The organism is Bacteroidota bacterium (genome assembly GCA_016722375.1).
In the GTDB taxonomy this organism is placed as follows: Bacteria; Bacteroidota; Bacteroidia; order Chitinophagales; family LD1; genus Bog-950.
In genome coordinates, this window is the sequence record JADKJG010000002.1 from 290,046 (window position 1) to 306,365 (window position 16,320).

Below are 16,320 nucleotides of genomic sequence, written 5' to 3' on the forward strand. Positions count from 1 at the left end.
CTTTAGATAGTTCGTTGACGGATCCAGTTGCTTTCTCCAATAGTTGAAGACTTCTCTTCTTTTCCATTTGCCCGCACGGTCCTTGCTTTATCGTTATAGTAGTGTCCGGCAATGAGTGCTGCAATTTCTGCTTCGTCTGGGGATTGTTCTTTCAAAAGTTCTGGGCGGAAATGCTTTTCCACAAAATTGGTGTCAAAAGTTCCGTTGATAAAATCAGGGTGTCGTAAAACAAATTTTCCAAAGTTCAGCGTATTCTTTACTCCGGCAATTTTAAAGTCATCAATCGCTCTTACTAATCTTGCCATCGCTTCATTCCTGTCTCTTCCATAACTGACTAATTTGGCAAGCATAGGGTCATAGTATATAGGAATATCCATACCCTGCTCGTAACCATCATCTACGCGAATGCCCGGGCCTTCGGGCTTGCGATACTCCACCAATCTGCCAATATCCGGTAAGAAATTATTAATCGGATCTTCTGCATAAACCCGTAATTCTACTGCATGTCCACGTATAGAAAGGTCATCTTGTGAATAGGATAGCTTTTCACCCCGGGCCACCTTGATTTGTTCTTTCACCAAATCCAATCCGGTTATCATTTCCGTTACCGGATGCTCTACCTGAAGGCGGGTATTCATTTCAAGGAAATAAAAATTCAATTGATCGTCCACTAGAAATTCAACCGTTCCAGCTCCGATATAATCACAGGAACGAGCCACTCCTACTGCCGCTTCGCCAATCGCTTTTCTTTTTTCCGGCGTTAGGCAGGAACTAGGAGCTTCTTCCACTACCTTTTGGTGACGACGCTGCACGGAACATTCTCTTTCAAAAAGATGAACAATGTTGCCGTGTGTATCGCCCAGAACCTGTACCTCTATATGTTTTGGCGAGGCGATATATTTTTCGATAAAGACACTTCCGTCGCCAAAGGCGTTTTGCGCTTCGCTTTTTGCGCGCTGCATTTGTTCTTCTAATTCCTCAGATGATCTGACCACTCTCATCCCCTTTCCGCCACCACCGGCGGAAGCCTTAATCAAAATAGGGTAACCTATTTTCTCCCCCAGAAGTTGAGCTTGCTGCACGCTCGTAATTGCTCCCTCACTTCCCGGAACCATAGGAATGTTGAATCGTTTTGCGGCTACTTTTGCGGCCAGTTTACTTCCCATCATCTCCATAGCCTCTGGTGTAGGGCCGATGAACGTAATACCGCTATCATCAACCAGTCGGGCGAAATAGGCATTTTCACTTAGAAAGCCATAGCCCGGATGGATGCCATCCACGCCTAACTCGCGGGCTACTTCGACAATTTTAATTCCCTTTAGATAAGATTCCTTAGACGGAGCAGGGCCTATGCAAACGGCTTCATCAGCATACCGCACATGTGGACTACTGCGGTCAGCTTCTGAAAATACGGCGACCGTTTTGATCCCCATTTCTTTGGCGCTTTTCATGACGCGGAGCGCAATTTCGCCCCGGTTGGCAACCAATATTTTTTTCATCCTGATTATTTTTTTGGGAGGGCAAACATGCAAAAAATTCTGGAGGGAAAGTAGCTTCAGTTCTACTGATATACAGAAAAGCAAAACCCATCGTGATTACGATGGGTTTTGCTTTTAAAGGAGATAAACAGGGCAAAAGCCCCGATTTATTCTGCTGTAGATTTAGCGGCGCTTGGTTCTGCCATTTTCTTTTCCTGAATACGAGAGGCTTTTCCACTTCTCTTACGCTGGTAGAAAAGCTTTGCCCGACGCACACGTCCTACCTTATTAACTGTTACGGTATCAACAAACGGAGAGCTAAGAGGGAAAATTCTTTCTACTCCTACACCATTAGAGATTTTGCGAACTGTAAACATTTTTGAAGCTCCTTCACCTCGTATCTGGATAACATCTCCACGAAACTCCTGAATACGCTCTTTCGTTCCTTCAGTGATTTTATATGATACAGTGATATTATCGCCAGGACCGAAATTCGGGTGTTTGTTGGCTGCGAAAAGCGCATTTTCAACGGCTTTCAGTTTTGGATTCATGACCTATTGGTTTATATATTTTTTTAAAAAGGCACGCAAAAATATGATTTTATGCGAAAACTAATAGTGGGAAGCAATCTTTATATTATTATTCTTCTCCTAATAAATCTGGCCGCCGGGCTTCTGTGCGTTCCAAAGCCTGCTCATGCCTCCATTCCATGATGTTTCTCTCATGACCAGAAAGCAATACTTCAGGTACTATTAATCCACGGAAATTTTCAGGACGAGTATAAACCGGTGGGGACAAAATATTATCCTGGAAAGAATCTGTTAGTGCGGAAGTTTCGTCGCTTAACACGCCCGGCAACAAACGACCAATAGCATCTACAAAGACGGCAGCAGCTAACTCACCACCACTCAAAACATAATCACCTATAGAAATTTCCTTAGTAATGTACAATTCGCGAATGCATCATCCACCCTTATAGTGTCCACATAAAATGATGCAACTCTTTTTTAGTGAAAGGGTATTCACCATTTTTTGATTCATCATCTCTCCGTCAGGAGTCATGTAAATTACTTCGTCATAGCTTCTTTCCTTTTTTAGGTGATCTATGCAATTAGCTATCGGTTCGCACATCATCACCATTCCTGCGCCTCCACCATATTGATAGTCGTCCACTTGCTTTTGTTTACTCGGTGTAAAGTCGCGAAGATCAATCAGGTTCACTTCTAATAGACCTTTTTGCCTAGCTCTTTTAATGATGGAGTGGTTAAAAGGACTTTCTAATAAAGAGGTGTGAACCGTAATAATATCTATTCTCATAAGTCAAGTAATCCTTCGGGCAAACGAAAGAGAATTTCTCTTTTAGGCCTGTTGATTTTTACAATGAATTCGTCCACCAAAGGGATAAGAATATCCTTGTCCTCTATTGATAAGAGGATCTGCCCGGGGCTTTCGATCATCTCATGAATTCGTCCGATAAGCCCTTCGGTTTCGTCGGAAGCAAGGAACCCGGTCAAGTCATGTTCCCCGGTATCTTCTTTTTTGAAATAGCTTGTAATGTCTTTTTCAAGAAGCAAGATTGCAGAGCCATTGTATCGCTTTGCAGTTTCCCGAGAGTTTATTTCTTCAAAGGTTATGATTCCATCTTTTTCTCCTATCCATTCTATTTTATTAATAAACTGAGGTGCGGAGTGATTCCCTGAAGTCAGAACAAAGTATTTTGGAAATCTGTTTTTACTTTTCAGTTCCAAGGATAATAGAAACCGAAAAGCCCCACTTATTCCGTGAGGCTTTCCGAGTTTGCCGACAGTTATGTACGATTCGGCCATTGATTAATAAATTACTATCCTTCTGTAGGAGGTTCTTGGGTATCAGCACTAGCGCTTGTCTCGGCAGCCGGAGCTTCTTGAGCAGTCGCCTCCGTTTCAGCGGCTTTCTTAGCCTCTTCGGCAACAGTTAATGCAGCCATACGTTTTGCATCGCGATCAGTTGCCTTCTTTTGTTCTTGCTCCAACAACTTGGCTTTGATTTCACTCTTATCCTTATGATGTTTTTTCTCGTGGTCCAGCGCTTTGTTTTTATGCTCGTCCATCCACAACTGATATTTTGATTCAGCCTCTTCGGCGGTCATGGCACCTTTTGCTACTCCGCGTAGAAGATGCTTCTTATAAAGGATGCCTTTATACTTAAAAATAGCATTTACGGTATCTGTAATCTCCGCACCCTTCTGAAGCCAGTTCACCGCTTTATCTACATCCAAATGGATGGTAGCGGGACGGGTCAGTGGATTATAGTCACCAATACGTTCAATGTAATTACCGTCGCGTGGTGCACGGCTGTCTGCCGCAACGATGTGATAAAAAGGGCGTTTGCCTCTGCCGTGTCTCTGTAATCTGATTTTTACTGCCATGTCTTAAAATTAATTTAAGGATTGGTTATGAAATATATTTCTTGAAAAAGGAGCGCAAATATGAATGAATAAAATGGAAATAGCAAGGCTTGATGAGATTATGACCAAAATATTTGCGCAGAAATTAAATTGATAGAGGGATATAAACCCTTCAACTAGAGACGGGACAGACAATGTTTTCGAGTGCCGTATTCCGCTGGACTTCGCGCAGGTCACCAACAAGTTATTTACTTTGACATCTAAAGTAGGAAAGATGAAAATAAATTCTTTATGACCTATGCTATGAAAACAGGATGAATAAACGCAAACGTAATAAGCAGGTGGTGCATGCCTTGATAATTTATAAAAGAAGCGATTTATGAATGTCTTTTATTGTCCGGATGCCATGTTAAATGAACTATGTGTTCTAGACGAAACAGAATCCAAACATATTGTGAGCGTTTTACGCAAACGAGAGGGAGAGGAGCTATTTGTCTTTGACGGGAAAGGAAACCTATTTGATGCACGGATTATTTCTGTTGGCAAGAAGGAAGTGACGGTTCGTGTCGCAAAACTGTTGGAAGCTGATGCGGGGAATAAATCTTCTCTACATATCGCTATTGCTCCACCCAAAAACATAGAGCGCTTCGAGTGGTTTATTGAAAAGGCAACTGAAATTGGTATTAGCCAAATCACTCCGCTTTTATGTACCCGTTCCGAAAGGAGAGAATTGAGGATTGACCGACTGCAGCGGGTAATGCTAAGCGCCTGCAAGCAAAGTCTGAAATATCAAATTCCAGTGCTGAATGAAATGATAAAGTATGATGAACTCCTTCGTTCGTTCAATGGTGAGAGTCGTAAATTCATTGCTCACTTGGATGAAAAGTCTCTGCATTTTAAACAAGCATATCATGGAGGTTTTGATGTGGTCATGCTTATAGGCCCCGAAGGGGACTTTACGCCGGAGGAAATAGCGCTCGCTGTCCAACGCGAATTCGAACCCGTTATATTGGGCAAAAGCCGTTTGCGGTTGGAAACTGCCGGAGTTTATGCAGCCGCCGCTTTTAATATGGCGAATGAATGATAGTTTTACGCGGCATGAAAAGAGTATTGATTACCGGTTTGATTCTTTGGATCTGTTGCGCATTTGTAGTAGTTGATCAGCCTATAAAGATTGCTCTCTTGAAATATAACGGCGGAGGAGATTGGTACGCCAACCCTACCTCACTTCCCAATCTGGCTAAGTATTGCAACCAAAACATAGGTACTAATATAGATACCGACATTCCAAGTGTGGAAGTGGGAAGTGCCGAAATTTTCAATTACCCTTTTGTTCACATGACTGGCCACGGCAACGTGGTGTTTAACGAACAGGAGCTGTCCAATCTTCGCGCCTATTTGGTCGGTGGCGGATTTCTTCATGCAGATGATAACTATGGTATGGACAAATTCATCCGGCCACAGTTAGAGAAACTATTCCCGGGTTCTAAGTTGATTGAGCTTCCCTTTTCTCATGCAATATTTCACCAGAAATATGACTTCCCAAATGGCCTACCTAAGATTCATGAACATGATGGCCTGCCTCCGCAAGCTTTTGGCATCTTTCATGAAGGAAGATTAGTAGTGCTTTATACCTATCAATGTGATTTAGGCGATGGGTGGGAAGACCCCGAAGTGCATAAAGATCCCGAACCGGTCCGCGAAAAGGCACTGAAGATGGGCGCCAATATTATCCGCTACGTTTTCTCCAACTGATTACTTCTCGACAAGCAGTGCGCGGTTTATATCATGAATCAGTTTAGGTCCCTGATAGATATAGCCCGTATAAAGCTGTAACAAATCAGCCCCCGCCTCCAGTTTGTCCATAGCATCTTGAACATTCATAATTCCGCCCACGCCTACGACCGGAATCTTCACGCCGCCATTCAATTCTTTGGAACGAATAGAAATATGCTTGATTATCTCGGTGGCTTTTTGCGTCAACGGTTGGCCACTTAGTCCTCCGGCACCGAATCTTTCTATCTCCTCTTTTGAATAATCCAGTCTTTCGCGGCTGATGGTCGTATTCGTCGCTACGATTCCGGCAATCTTTGATTTCAGTACTACGTCAATCACCTCATCCAGTTGCTCGGTCGTCAAATCGGGAGCAATTTTAAGCAGAATGGGTTTGGTCTTTTCTTTCGAGTGGTTGATGTCCTGCAGACCGTTCAATATCCTCGTCAACGAATCTTTGTCCTGCAAGGCCCTCAGTCCGGGAGTGTTGGGCGAACTGACATTCACCACAAAGTAATCTCCATACTCAAACAAGGTTTTGAAGCAATATTCATAGTCGCCGATAGCCTCTTCATTGGGTGTCAGTTTGTTCTTTCCAATATTCACCCCTACCACTATATCGCTTTTGCGCCGCTTCAATTTCTGCGCCGCTACTTCGGCTCCAACATTATTAAACCCCATCCGGTTAATGAGCGCCTTCTCTTTAACCAAGCGGAACAAACGAGGTCGGTCGTTTCCCGGTTGTGCTTTGGGTGTGATGGTTCCGATTTCTATAAATCCAAAACCCATTTGCGCCATTTCATCTACTACCTCCCCGTTCTTATCCAGTCCGGCAGCCAGGCCCACTGGGTTCTTAAAGTCAAGCCCAAACAGCTTCCGGTTCAGGCTGGGATGTTCTACCGGTTCGCCGGCAATCAGCCGAAGCAGAAAAGGGAACTTGCCTGCCAACTGTAGGTTATGAATCGTGAAATCATGCGCCTCTTCCGGGTTCATCCGAAACAGCAGCGATTTAATCAAAGGGTATAAATCCATGGCGACAAAGGTGGTGAGAACTTCCTCTTATCCAAAACATACACCTTGTATTTGACAAGAATATCGCTCTCCAGCCCGTTTGCGCAGCGGTTCCTGAAACCTTTTGTTCTCCTCGCCGTAAAGTAGAGAAGATAAAATTCTACGAACCGAACCGAGATTTATGAGACCATTAAGAATTACACACGTTGCAGGAAGAGATACGGACACAGACAAATATCTGAAGCACATCGGCAAGAGCGATTTGCTTTCTGCCGAACAAGAGGGTGAGTTGGCAAAGCGCATCCGCAACGGCGACCAAGAAGCGCTCGAGATGCTCGTCACTTCCAACCTCCGGTTTGTGGTGAGTGTGGCGAAACAATATAATAACCAAGGCTTGGCCATTAGCGACCTGATCAACGAAGGGAACCTCGGATTGATTCGCGCTGCCTATAAATTTGATGAGACTCGAGGATTTAAGTTCATCTCCTATGCTGTTTGGTGGATTCGTCAGGCTATGATGCAAGCCATTGTGGAGCAATCAAGAATCATTCGTCTACCGGTTGCCAAAATCGGTGCCTACACCAAAATCAGCAAGGCCTTTGCCGCTTTCGAGCAGGAGTATCAACGCGAACCCGATGTAGAAGAACTGATGGAAATGCTCGGTATGACGAAAGAAGAGATTGACGAATACTTTCAAATCAGCAACCTGAACGTCACCACCGAATCTAGGATGAACTTGGGCGAAGGCAGCCAGATGAGCGATATCATTCACGACGAACATCAAGAAACAGCCGAAGACAAGGTGATGAAGAAGACCGTCCAAACACAATTGAATGAGGCGCTGTCAAAACTATCGGACCGCGAGGCAGAAATCATTGCCAGCTATTTTGGATTGAATGGCGAAGTGCCCCTCACGCTCGAAGAAATAGGGCAGCGCTATGACCTCAGCCGCGAACGCGTTCGGCAGATTAAAGAAAAATGTATCCGCCAGTTGAAAGAAAGCACCAGCCCTTTCTTGCTTCAGGCGTACGTAAAATAATAACCGCGGTCCGGTCGAGGAACAAACGGGGCGCGATGATAAAGCGCTCTGTTTTTTCCAAGTCCTTCATCTCGGTTCCATAGAAAACTCCCACCCACTCGGGTTCGGGAGTTTTCGCTTTTTAGAAATTTGGGCGTAACCCCAGAGCCGAAGCCGCAGAAGGGGCGGAGCGGACAAATTGGCAGCTTACAAGCAAGGTATGGCAGCTTACATACGAGGAATGACGTCAGACAGTCGTGGGACAGCGTCAGGCAGTCAAGGAATAGCGTCAGACAGTCAAGGAATGGCATCTGACAGTCAAGGAATGGCGTCTGACAGGGAAGGAATGGCGTCTGACAGTGAAGGAATGGCATCTGACAGTGAAGGAATGACGACAGACAGTCAAGGAATAGCGTCAGACAGTCGTGGGATCGCATCAGACAGTGAAGGAATGGCATGAGACAGTGAAGAAATGGCATCTGTCAGTGTTCAGAATGCGTCTGACAATGAAAAGATGGCATTTGACAGGGGTTGTAAAAAATCCACCTCCGTCTTTTTCTGCTTCGGCAGAAAAATCCACCTCCCCCGGCGGAGGATAAACAGCCGACCTCACCCCCAGCCTCCCTCCGAAGAAGTGGGGAGAAACAGCCACCTAACAATGAAAGAGTACTTATAATAAGGACGCTCAGCCGAGACCTCTAACCCTTGAAGGGGGAATAGAGACGGCGTGGAAGTTTTGGTTTTGTTGCTCCTTTGGTGATGTTGGGCGAAGCGTGGAGCAAGGGGGCAAGCGCGAAGGATAGAGGCGGCATCCTTTTTCATCCTTTAATAATAAACGAGTCGAAAAAGCTATAGCCGAAAGCCTGACGCCGTCCCGATTCTTCCAAAATATTTTAGAGGAATCGGGACGGGGGCGCGCCCAAAATCTTCTCTATTGTTTTATTTTCGCCGCTCTCTTGAAAATAAATAAGCAGCAGATAAAATGACGTCGTCGGAGATTCGCAAAGCATTTCTTGATTTTTTTGAAGGTAAGGGGCATAAGATTGTGCCGTCGGCGCCGATTGTGGTGAAGAATGACCCGACGCTGATGTTTATCAATAGCGGTATGGCGCCGTTTAAGGATATTTTTCTGGGTAATCAGCCGGTGAAATATCCGCGGATTGCGGATACGCAAAAGTGTTTGCGGGTGAGCGGGAAGCATAATGATTTGGAGGAGGTGGGCGTGGATACGTATCACCACACGATGTTTGAAATGTTGGGCAATTGGAGCTTTGGCGATTATTTTAAGCAGGAGGCGATTGGGTGGAGTTGGGAGTTGCTGACCGGTGTTTATAAGCTGGAGAAGGACCGGTATGTGACGGTGTTTGAGGGCGATGCGAAGGAGAAGTTGGGTTTTGATGAGGAGTCTTTTGGGAGTGGAAGAAGTATGTGGCGGAGGAAAGAATTTTGAAGGGAAATAAGAAGGATAATTTTTGGGAGATGGGCGACACGGGTCCTTGCGGGCCTTGTTCGGAGATTCATATTGACTTGCGGAGCGACGAGGAACGAAAGGCGAAGCCGGGGAAAGATTTGGTCAATACGGGGCATCCGCAGGTGATTGAGATTTGGAATAATGTGTTCATGGAGTTTGAGCGCAAGGCGGATGGTTCTTTGGTGCCGCTGCCCAAGAAGCATGTGGATACGGGGATGGGTTTTGAGCGTTTGTGTGTGGCGATTCAGGGGAAGACGAGCAATTATGATACGGATGTTTTTCAGCCAGTGATTCAGGCGGTGGCGAAAAAGGCGGGCGTGAAATATGGGGAGCATGAAAAGACGGACATCGCGCTTCGCGTTATTGCAGATCATATCCGGGCTATCTCGTTTACGATTGCTGATGGGCAGTTGCCATCGAATACCGGAGCCGGTTATGTGATTAGAAGAATTTTGCGCCGGGCGGTGCGATATGGATATTCTTATTTGGGATTTGATACTCCTTTTCTTTGTGAACTGGTGCCGATGATTGCGGGGCAGTTTGCCGATATATTCCCGGAGTTGAAAAAGCAGGAGAGTTTTGTGGGGAATGTGGTGAGGGAAGAAGAGAGTTCGTTCCTTCGCACACTTTCCATTGGGTTGAATAGGTTAGAAAACGCACAGCGAAATGAATATGAAGCTGAAGCCGACGCATATTTGACTAGGGAGGCTTTAAAGAAGTCTAAGGAAAATCCAAATAGCCCAGAGAAATTTCTAAACATTACACCAACGGATTTTCTTCTTCAAAAGAAAGAGTTTGTTGACAAAAAAATTGAAGAGAATCCATCATACAATGTTTCTGGGAAGACTGCTTTTGAATTATCTGACACGCATGGATTCCCTCTCGACTTAACCAAACTCATCGCTGCCGAAAAAGGCTGGACGGTTGATGAAGTTGGCTTCAATAAAGAAATGGCCGCCCAAAAAGAAAGAGGCCGTGCCGATGCTGCAACGGAACAAAGCGACTGGAAGAATATCAGCGCAGACGGCAAGAGTGAGTTTATCGGTTATGATTTTGTAGAGGGCGATGCGCAGGTGATTAAGTACCGGAGCATCAAGCAGAAGGATAAGGAACTGTTTCAGGTGGTCTTGGATAAAACGCCTTTCTACGCCGAGAGCGGCGGACAGGTGGGCGATACGGGCTATCTGGATTTTGGCGGCGAGAAAATAGACGTGATTGATACGAAGAAGGAGAACGATTTGATTGTTCACTTCGTGAAGAAGCTGCCGACGAAGGTGGATGTCAAGGTTCATGCAAAAATCAATACGGCGAGAAGAAACGATACGATTAAGAATCACTCGGCTACGCATTTGTTGCAGGCGGCCTTGAGGCAGGTGTTGGGAAATCATGTGCAGCAGAAAGGTTCTTTGGTGAATCCCGATTATCTGCGCTTTGACTTTGCACACTTTGCGAAGATGACGGATGAGGAGATAGCAAAGGTGGAGCAAATCGTGAATGATAAAATCATGGAGAGCATTGCTTTGGATGAAAAGCGGAATGTGCCGATCAAGGAGGCTGAGAAGATGGGCGCCATGATGTTGTTTGGTGAGAAGTACGGGGAGGTGGTGCGCGTTATCACCTTCGATGAAAAGTTCTCCCGCGAATTGTGCGGCGGCAATCATGTTCGTTCGACCGGAGAGATAGGTCTGTTCAAAATTACTTCGGAGAGTTCGATTGCTTCGGGTGTGAGAAGAATAGAGGCGGTGACGGGAAGAAAGGCGATGGAGTATGTCAATGCCAAGTTGAATGAACTGCACTCAATTACCGAAGCCTTCAAGGGCGCGAAGAATGTAGTGCAATCCGTGAAAGCCTTGCAGGAGCAATCTGAAAACCTGAGGAAAGAGAACGAGCAGTTACAGGATAAGTTGGTGGCGGGTTTGGTGAAGCAGTACAAATCTGCTTTCATTGAGAAGGTGGGGAATGTCAGTTTTATCGGTAAGAAAGATGTGGAGGTGACTTCGGTAGATTCGCTGCGCAAACTGGGCATTCAGTTGGTGAACGAAGTGAAAGAGAATTATGTTTTCGTTCTGGCTTCGGCTATCAACGGAAAGAATGTGGTGCATCTTCGGGTGGCTCCGGCATTGGGGAATGGCAATCAAATATTGAAGGAATTGTCATCCACCATCAAGGGCGGCGGTCCTGCGGACTTTGTGCAGGCAAGCGCGGGAAGTATGAAGGAGGTGGAGGAGTTGATGGTGAAATTGAAAGAGCGATTTAAGTAAGCTATCTTTGAATAAAATTGTGTTATGGATATTCGTAAGGAAATAGGGAAGCTAAGTAAGTCTGAAAAGATTTTGCTGGTAGAAGAGATTTGGGATGAAATAGCGAAAGACACAAAGACGGGAGTTAACAGCAGCCCAAAAGGAGGAGGTTGATAGACGGCTGGATCTTGCCAAAGAAGGGAAGGTGAAGTATTACACACTGGAGGAAGCAAAGGCGAGAATTAAATCTCTGAAGAAAGATGTTCAGGATTAAGGTTTCAGAATTTGCTCTTCTAGACTTTGAAGAAGCATATTACTGGTACGAAGAACAAAGGAAAGGGTTGGGAGATGATTTAGGTCTTTGTTTTGATGAGGGATTAGAAATAATAAGTCGTCATCCATATTTTGAAGAAAGAGAGAAAGAGATTCGGATATTGAACATACGTAGATTTCCATACCAAATAATTTATCGGATAACAGGCGAAATGATAGAAGTCGTTGCTTTTTTTCATGGGCATCGTAATCCGAGAGTCTGGCAAACAAGAATAGAATAATGAGCGATAGTAAATACGATAAATACGAAGTAGTGGTGGGGCTGGAAGTCCATGCCCAGCTTTCTACTCAAAGCAAGATGTATAGCGGCGATTCGGCGGAGTTTGGCGGCGCTCCGAACACGCATGTCAGTGTGATTTCGTTGGGACATCCGGGTACATTGCCGGTGGTGAACGAGACCGCTATTGAGTATGCCGTGAAGTTGGGACTGGCTACACATTCCAATATTCGGAATGAGAATCAATTCGCTCGGAAGAACTATTTCTATGCCGATTTGCCGAAGGGCTACCAGATCACACAAGACAAAACGCCTATCTGTACCGAAGGATATATAGAGTTTGAATTTGAAGGAGGGAAAAAGAAAGTGAACCTGACGCGCATCCACATGGAGGAAGATGCCGGAAAGAGCATCCACGATATTGATCCTTACTTTACTTTGGTGGATTTGAACCGCGCCGGAGTGCCTTTGATAGAAATTGTATCAGAACCGGATATCAGAAGTGGAGATGAGGCGATGGCCTATCTGAACGAAGTTCAAAAGTTGGTCCGCTATCTGGGCATTTGCGATGGCAACATGGAAGAAGGCTCGATGCGTTGCGACGCGAATGTCTCCGTTCGGTTGAAAGGGACGAATGTGCTCAATCCGCGAAGCGAAGTGAAGAACATGAACTCGATGCGCAACGTGAAACGCGCCATTGAATATGAATTCATGCGCCAGATTGACGGGATGGAAGCAGGAGAGAAGCTGGTTCAGGAAACAAGGGGCTTTGAGGCTGTGAAAGGAATCACTCTTTCGCAGCGCAGCAAAGAACAGGCGCATGATTACCGCTATTTCCCAGAACCGGATTTGCCGCCGGTATATGTTTCTGAAGAATACATTCAGTCGGTAAAGAAGAACATGCCCAAACTTGCTTCTGAGTTGAAGGAAGAATACATGACGATTTATGGTTTGCCGGAGTATGATTCGAGAATCATTACAGACGACAAGGCCTTGGCAGAATATTTCAACCTACTATTGGCCGAAACAAAAAATTATAAAGCCGCAGCCAACTGGATTTTAGGCCCGGTGAAGAACTACCTGAATGAACACGGCAAAGAGATAAGCGACTTCAATCTGGCTCCAGCCATGCTCGCTAAGTTGATTGTACTGATTGACGCTGGCAAAACCAATTTCTCGGTGGCTTCTACCAATATCTTTCCGGTCATGGTTTCCAGCCCTGACAAGGAGCCGCTAACTATAGCGCAGGAACTCAATTTGCTGCAAAGCAGTGATGAGGGCTTGATAAACGACCTGATAACTGAGGTGCTTGCTAAATATCCTGAAAAAGTAGCTGAATATAAGGCCGGGAAGAAAGGATTGTTAGGTTTGTTCGTCGGAGAGGTGATGAAACTATCCAAAGGCAAAGCCGACCCGAAACTGACAAACAAACTCGTAGCCGAAAAATTAGAATCTTAATTTCGCCCCTCATTTCTTTAAAAACAAATCATGCATAAAATTATTGCTTTAGTCCTTTTCTTCTCCATTGCTTCTGCTTGTAACCTGAATGGCAACACCGATAAATACACCATAGAGGGAACGGTGAAGAATCACCCCGCTAAATCTGTAGTGCTAGAAAAGCTAGGGTTGAAGCAGTTGACAATGGTAGATTCTGCAGCAATTGATGATCAAGGACACTTTAAAATGTCGGGTGTTTCTGAAAAAGGTTTCTACCGATTGAAATTGGACAACAAAACCAGCTTTTTGATTTTACTGGAGCCGGTTCAGTATCAGGTGGAGATAGACTTGAGCAATCAAGAGAACAATTTCAAGGCGAGCGGCTCTAAGGGTAATGATGAATTTCAGAAGGCGTTCAAAGAAATGAATGCAGTGCAACAGGAGTTGAATGGATGGAATCAGGCATATCAGGCATACGGACAGATGAAGGTTTCGATGGACACGATGATGTTTATTCAGCAACAATTACAGACGGCGGGTGCAAAGTTTGAAAGTTATATCAGGGATAGTTCTCAAGTAGCTAAGGATCCTTTGGTGGCTATGTTTTTAGTAACCAATGGACCCGTGGATAAATTCCCAAAAGAGAATCTTGCAATTATTCATCGTTTAGAAAAGGAACTACCTAATTCATCCTATACGAAGGACTATCGCGAAGTGTATAATAATTATGAAAAGCAAATGAAAGAACAAGGCCGATGCTTTGGCTGTGGGCAAGGAAGCTCCGGATATTGATTTGAAAGACCCTAACGGAAAGAATATCAAACTTTCATCTTTGAAAGGCAAGGTAGTGTTGTTAGATTTTTGGGCATCGTGGTGCGGCCCTTGCCGGGTGGAAATGCCAAATGTGGTCTCTGTATATAAAAAATATAAAGACAAGGGCTTTACCGTCTATAGTGTTTCATTGGATAAAGAAGCCAATGCTTGGAAAAATTCCATTGCGGCTTTGGGTATGGTTTGGGAGAATCACGTGAGCGATTTGAAATACTGGCAGTCGGAAGCTGCTTTGCGTTATGGTGTACAGGGCATACCTGCTGCTTATCTTTTAGATAGAAACGGGATTATTATTGCCAAAGATGGCCTGCGCGGCCCAGCCTTGGAACAGAAGGTTGCTGAAGTGATTCAGTAATTGACGAGCGAGATTTCTCCTTCGTTTTCAGGAAGCAAATAGAAATCATGGCTTCGGAAACTTCAAGTCAGGTGCTTTTTATAGCGAAAAAGTCATTTGCTCCAGCAAATTTAGAATCCGCTGCACCGAATTGGGTATTTGCTACACCAGATTTCATTTTTGCTGCACCAAATTTGGTTTTTGCTGCACCAGATTTGGTTTTTGCTGCACCAAATTAGGTTTTTGCTGCACCAAATTTGATTTTTGCTGCACCAAATTGGGTTTTTGCTGCACCAAATCAAGAATTTGCTATAGCGTTTGATACAAACATCCTTTATTTCTCCAAACTTAGTGTCTACTGTCTATTTACGGTTAGATATTGGAGCCGATCAATGTTCCAATCAAATCCGAAATAAGAGGGTAGGAGTCCTTCTGGTAGTTTTCAAGGTCCACTTTCTTAACCCACCGCGCTTCCGTGATCCCTTCTTGTGTTTGGGGTTTTAAGTTGTTTTGGTTGGGATATGAACTCATTTCAAACCAACTAGTTTCTTTCAAACAATTCTTTCCATTCATCTGATACGTGTGATACGTTTTGACAAATTTGTCCGTTGCACTTTGAATAATAACCCCGGTCTCTTCTTCTACTTCCCGTTGGGCACCGGCTTGAATATTTTCATCCGGTTCTATTTTGCCTTTCGGCAAATCCCACATACCTTTTCTATAAATCATCAGAAGTTCGCCGTGTTCATTCCAAACGATACCTCCGCCGGCAATAATGAGTTTTACCTTCTTTTTTAATTCTTGCATCCAATACTCCGGCTTTTTGGTAAGTATATGGACATTTCTGGTTAGTGAACCATCAAATAATCCCACAGAATCTGAAAAAAACTTTTCGATAGAGGCCTCTTTGGTCAGGAGTAAATCTGAAAATTCCTTACTTTGCTTCGAGGAGTTGGATAGTTGCAAAATAGAATGGTTAAAATAAATTTTATAGCCTAAATCCATTGGGTTCTCTTAATAAGAAGTTCAAACTTATCACAATTTCTGTTTCATTTAATTATGTGTCCTCAATTTAAAATATGCTGATAAATAAAACCATTGCCCGGGAGGTTGCAGAATACCTACTCGAAATTAAAGCCGTGGTATTAAATCCTTCTGAGCCGTTCACTTGGGCAAGTGGAATGAAGAGTCCAATATATTGCGACAACCGAAAAACACTTTCCTATCCTAAAGTGAGGAACTTCATAAAGACGGCATTTGCTGAAATAATTACCGATGAATTTTGTACTTGTGAATTGATTGCTGGAGTGGCAACGGCAGGAATTCCCCATGGAGCGTTAGTCGCAGATGTATTAACCCTCCCCTTTGTGTATGTGCGAGATAAAGCAAAGGCGCATGGGTTGGAAAACTTAATAGAAGGGAAATTGGAGTCCGGCCAAAAGGTGATTGTAATAGAAGATTTGATTTCCACGGGCGGCAGCTCGCTCAAAGCTATAGAAGCCTTGAGAAGGGCAGGAGCTGAGGTGTTGGGATTGGCCGCAATTTTCACTTATGCTTTCCCCGAATCTTCGCGAAATTTTGAAGCGGCAAAGTGCCCATTCTTTACGCTTTCTGACTATCCTACTTTAATTGAAGTAGCACACCAGCAAGACTACATAAAAGATTCTGAAAAAATAGTTTTGCTTGATTGGTATCGCAATCCTGTTGGATGGAATGCCTAGAGCTGGTTTTAGCTAACTCATAGCTAATATTTATAAGTTTTACGTCGCTGATATTTATATATACGCAGAA

17 protein-coding genes and 4 pseudogenes are annotated in these 16,320 nt (G+C 44.4%); 14 read left to right on the top strand and 7 right to left on the bottom strand.

Annotation, left to right across the window (positions count from 1 at the left end; genetic code table 11):
• Positions 1 to 2: 2 nt before the first annotated feature.
• The 5 genes and pseudogenes from accC to rpsP form a co-directional block, all read right to left on the bottom strand.
• Positions 3 to 1,499 carry an acetyl-CoA carboxylase biotin carboxylase subunit gene (gene accC / locus IPP77_03145; protein ID MBL0308699.1) on the bottom strand — a complete coding sequence of 499 codons (1,497 nt, stop codon included), beginning with the start codon at positions 1,497 to 1,499 and terminating at the stop codon, positions 3 to 5.
• 146 nt (positions 1,500 to 1,645) lie between these two features.
• Positions 1,646 to 2,029, bottom strand: a complete 384-nt coding sequence (gene rplS / locus IPP77_03150) for a 50S ribosomal protein L19 (GenBank protein MBL0308700.1) — start codon at positions 2,027 to 2,029, stop codon at positions 1,646 to 1,648.
• An 88-nt stretch (positions 2,030 to 2,117) separates the two neighbouring features.
• Positions 2,118 to 2,795 (bottom strand): annotated as a pseudogene (trmD, locus tag IPP77_03155) (tRNA (guanosine(37)-N1)-methyltransferase TrmD).
• On the bottom strand, positions 2,792 to 3,304 hold the full coding sequence (gene rimM / locus IPP77_03160; protein MBL0308701.1) for a 16S rRNA processing protein RimM: 513 nt from the start codon (positions 3,302 to 3,304) through the stop codon (positions 2,792 to 2,794). Before rimM ends, trmD begins: the two are co-directional and overlap by 4 nt.
• Before the next feature lie 14 nt (positions 3,305 to 3,318).
• The gene (gene rpsP, locus IPP77_03165; protein ID MBL0308702.1) at positions 3,319 to 3,885 is read right to left on the bottom strand and encodes a 30S ribosomal protein S16; all 567 of its coding nucleotides are present in this window, start codon (positions 3,883 to 3,885) and stop codon (positions 3,319 to 3,321) included.
• 358 nt (positions 3,886 to 4,243) lie between these two features.
• On the opposite strand from rpsP, the gene IPP77_03170 reads away from it, so the two are divergent.
• Both IPP77_03170 and IPP77_03175 read left to right on the top strand, forming a co-directional pair.
• A complete protein-coding gene (locus IPP77_03170) occupies positions 4,244 to 4,948 on the top strand; it encodes a 16S rRNA (uracil(1498)-N(3))-methyltransferase (protein ID MBL0308703.1) in 705 nt (234 codons plus the stop codon).
• Positions 4,949 to 4,962: 14 nt separating this feature from the next.
• Positions 4,963 to 5,619 carry a DUF4159 domain-containing protein gene (locus IPP77_03175; protein MBL0308704.1) on the top strand — a complete coding sequence of 219 codons (657 nt, stop codon included), beginning with the start codon at positions 4,963 to 4,965 and terminating at the stop codon, positions 5,617 to 5,619.
• On the opposite strand, the gene IPP77_03180 is transcribed toward IPP77_03175, so the two are convergent.
• Entirely contained in the window at positions 5,620 to 6,669 is a 1,050-nt protein-coding gene (locus IPP77_03180) for a quinone-dependent dihydroorotate dehydrogenase (protein ID MBL0308705.1), read from the bottom strand.
• Positions 6,670 to 6,829: 160 nt separating this feature from the next.
• Between IPP77_03180 and IPP77_03185 the strand changes: the two genes are divergently transcribed.
• The 11 genes and pseudogenes from IPP77_03185 to IPP77_03235 all read left to right on the top strand — a co-directional run bounded on the left by IPP77_03185 (position 6,830) and on the right by IPP77_03235 (position 14,768).
• A complete protein-coding gene (locus IPP77_03185) occupies positions 6,830 to 7,687 on the top strand; it encodes an RNA polymerase sigma factor RpoD/SigA (GenBank protein ID MBL0308706.1) in 858 nt (285 codons plus the stop codon).
• A 961-nt stretch (positions 7,688 to 8,648) separates the two neighbouring features.
• A pseudogene (gene alaS, locus IPP77_03190) lies at positions 8,649 to 9,790 on the top strand (alanine--tRNA ligase).
• A pseudogene (locus IPP77_03195) lies at positions 9,770 to 10,444 on the top strand (alanine--tRNA ligase). The pseudogenes alaS and IPP77_03195 overlap by 21 nt, the downstream one beginning before the upstream one ends.
• Before the next feature lie 147 nt (positions 10,445 to 10,591).
• Positions 10,592 to 11,398: a hypothetical protein gene (locus IPP77_03200; GenBank protein MBL0308707.1), complete on the top strand. Its 807-nt coding sequence runs from the start codon at positions 10,592 to 10,594 to the stop codon at positions 11,396 to 11,398.
• 24 nt (positions 11,399 to 11,422) lie between these two features.
• On the top strand, positions 11,423 to 11,551 hold the full coding sequence (locus IPP77_03205) for an addiction module protein (protein ID MBL0308708.1): 129 nt from the start codon (positions 11,423 to 11,425) through the stop codon (positions 11,549 to 11,551).
• Positions 11,517 to 11,651: pseudogene (locus tag IPP77_03210) on the top strand (addiction module protein). The gene IPP77_03205 and the pseudogene IPP77_03210 overlap by 35 nt, the downstream one beginning before the upstream one ends.
• Positions 11,638 to 11,931 (top strand): type II toxin-antitoxin system RelE/ParE family toxin, encoded by a 294-nt coding sequence (locus IPP77_03215; GenBank protein ID MBL0308709.1) that lies wholly within the window; start codon positions 11,638 to 11,640, stop codon positions 11,929 to 11,931. Before IPP77_03210 ends, IPP77_03215 begins: the two are co-directional and overlap by 14 nt.
• Positions 11,931 to 13,385: an Asp-tRNA(Asn)/Glu-tRNA(Gln) amidotransferase subunit GatB gene (gatB, locus tag IPP77_03220; GenBank protein ID MBL0308710.1), complete on the top strand. Its 1,455-nt coding sequence runs from the start codon at positions 11,931 to 11,933 to the stop codon at positions 13,383 to 13,385. The genes IPP77_03215 and gatB overlap by 1 nt, the downstream gene beginning before the upstream one ends.
• A gap of 30 nt (positions 13,386 to 13,415) precedes the next feature.
• Positions 13,416 to 14,156, top strand: a complete 741-nt coding sequence (locus IPP77_03225; protein ID MBL0308711.1) for a DUF4369 domain-containing protein — start codon at positions 13,416 to 13,418, stop codon at positions 14,154 to 14,156.
• Complete coding sequence (locus IPP77_03230; GenBank protein MBL0308712.1) at positions 14,125 to 14,550, top strand: TlpA family protein disulfide reductase; 426 nt, start codon at positions 14,125 to 14,127, stop codon at positions 14,548 to 14,550. Before IPP77_03225 ends, IPP77_03230 begins: the two co-directional genes overlap by 32 nt.
• 47 nt (positions 14,551 to 14,597) lie before the next feature.
• The gene (locus IPP77_03235) at positions 14,598 to 14,768 is read left to right on the top strand and encodes a hypothetical protein (GenBank protein MBL0308713.1); all 171 of its coding nucleotides are present in this window, start codon (positions 14,598 to 14,600) and stop codon (positions 14,766 to 14,768) included.
• Between the two features lie 133 nt (positions 14,769 to 14,901).
• On the opposite strand, the gene IPP77_03240 is transcribed toward IPP77_03235, so the two are convergent.
• A complete protein-coding gene (locus tag IPP77_03240; GenBank protein ID MBL0308714.1) occupies positions 14,902 to 15,534 on the bottom strand; it encodes an NUDIX domain-containing protein in 633 nt (210 codons plus the stop codon).
• A gap of 92 nt (positions 15,535 to 15,626) precedes the next feature.
• Between IPP77_03240 and IPP77_03245 the strand changes: the two genes are divergently transcribed.
• Positions 15,627 to 16,250, top strand: a complete 624-nt coding sequence (locus tag IPP77_03245; GenBank protein MBL0308715.1) for an orotate phosphoribosyltransferase — start codon at positions 15,627 to 15,629, stop codon at positions 16,248 to 16,250.
• The last annotated feature ends 70 nt before the right edge of the window (positions 16,251 to 16,320 follow it).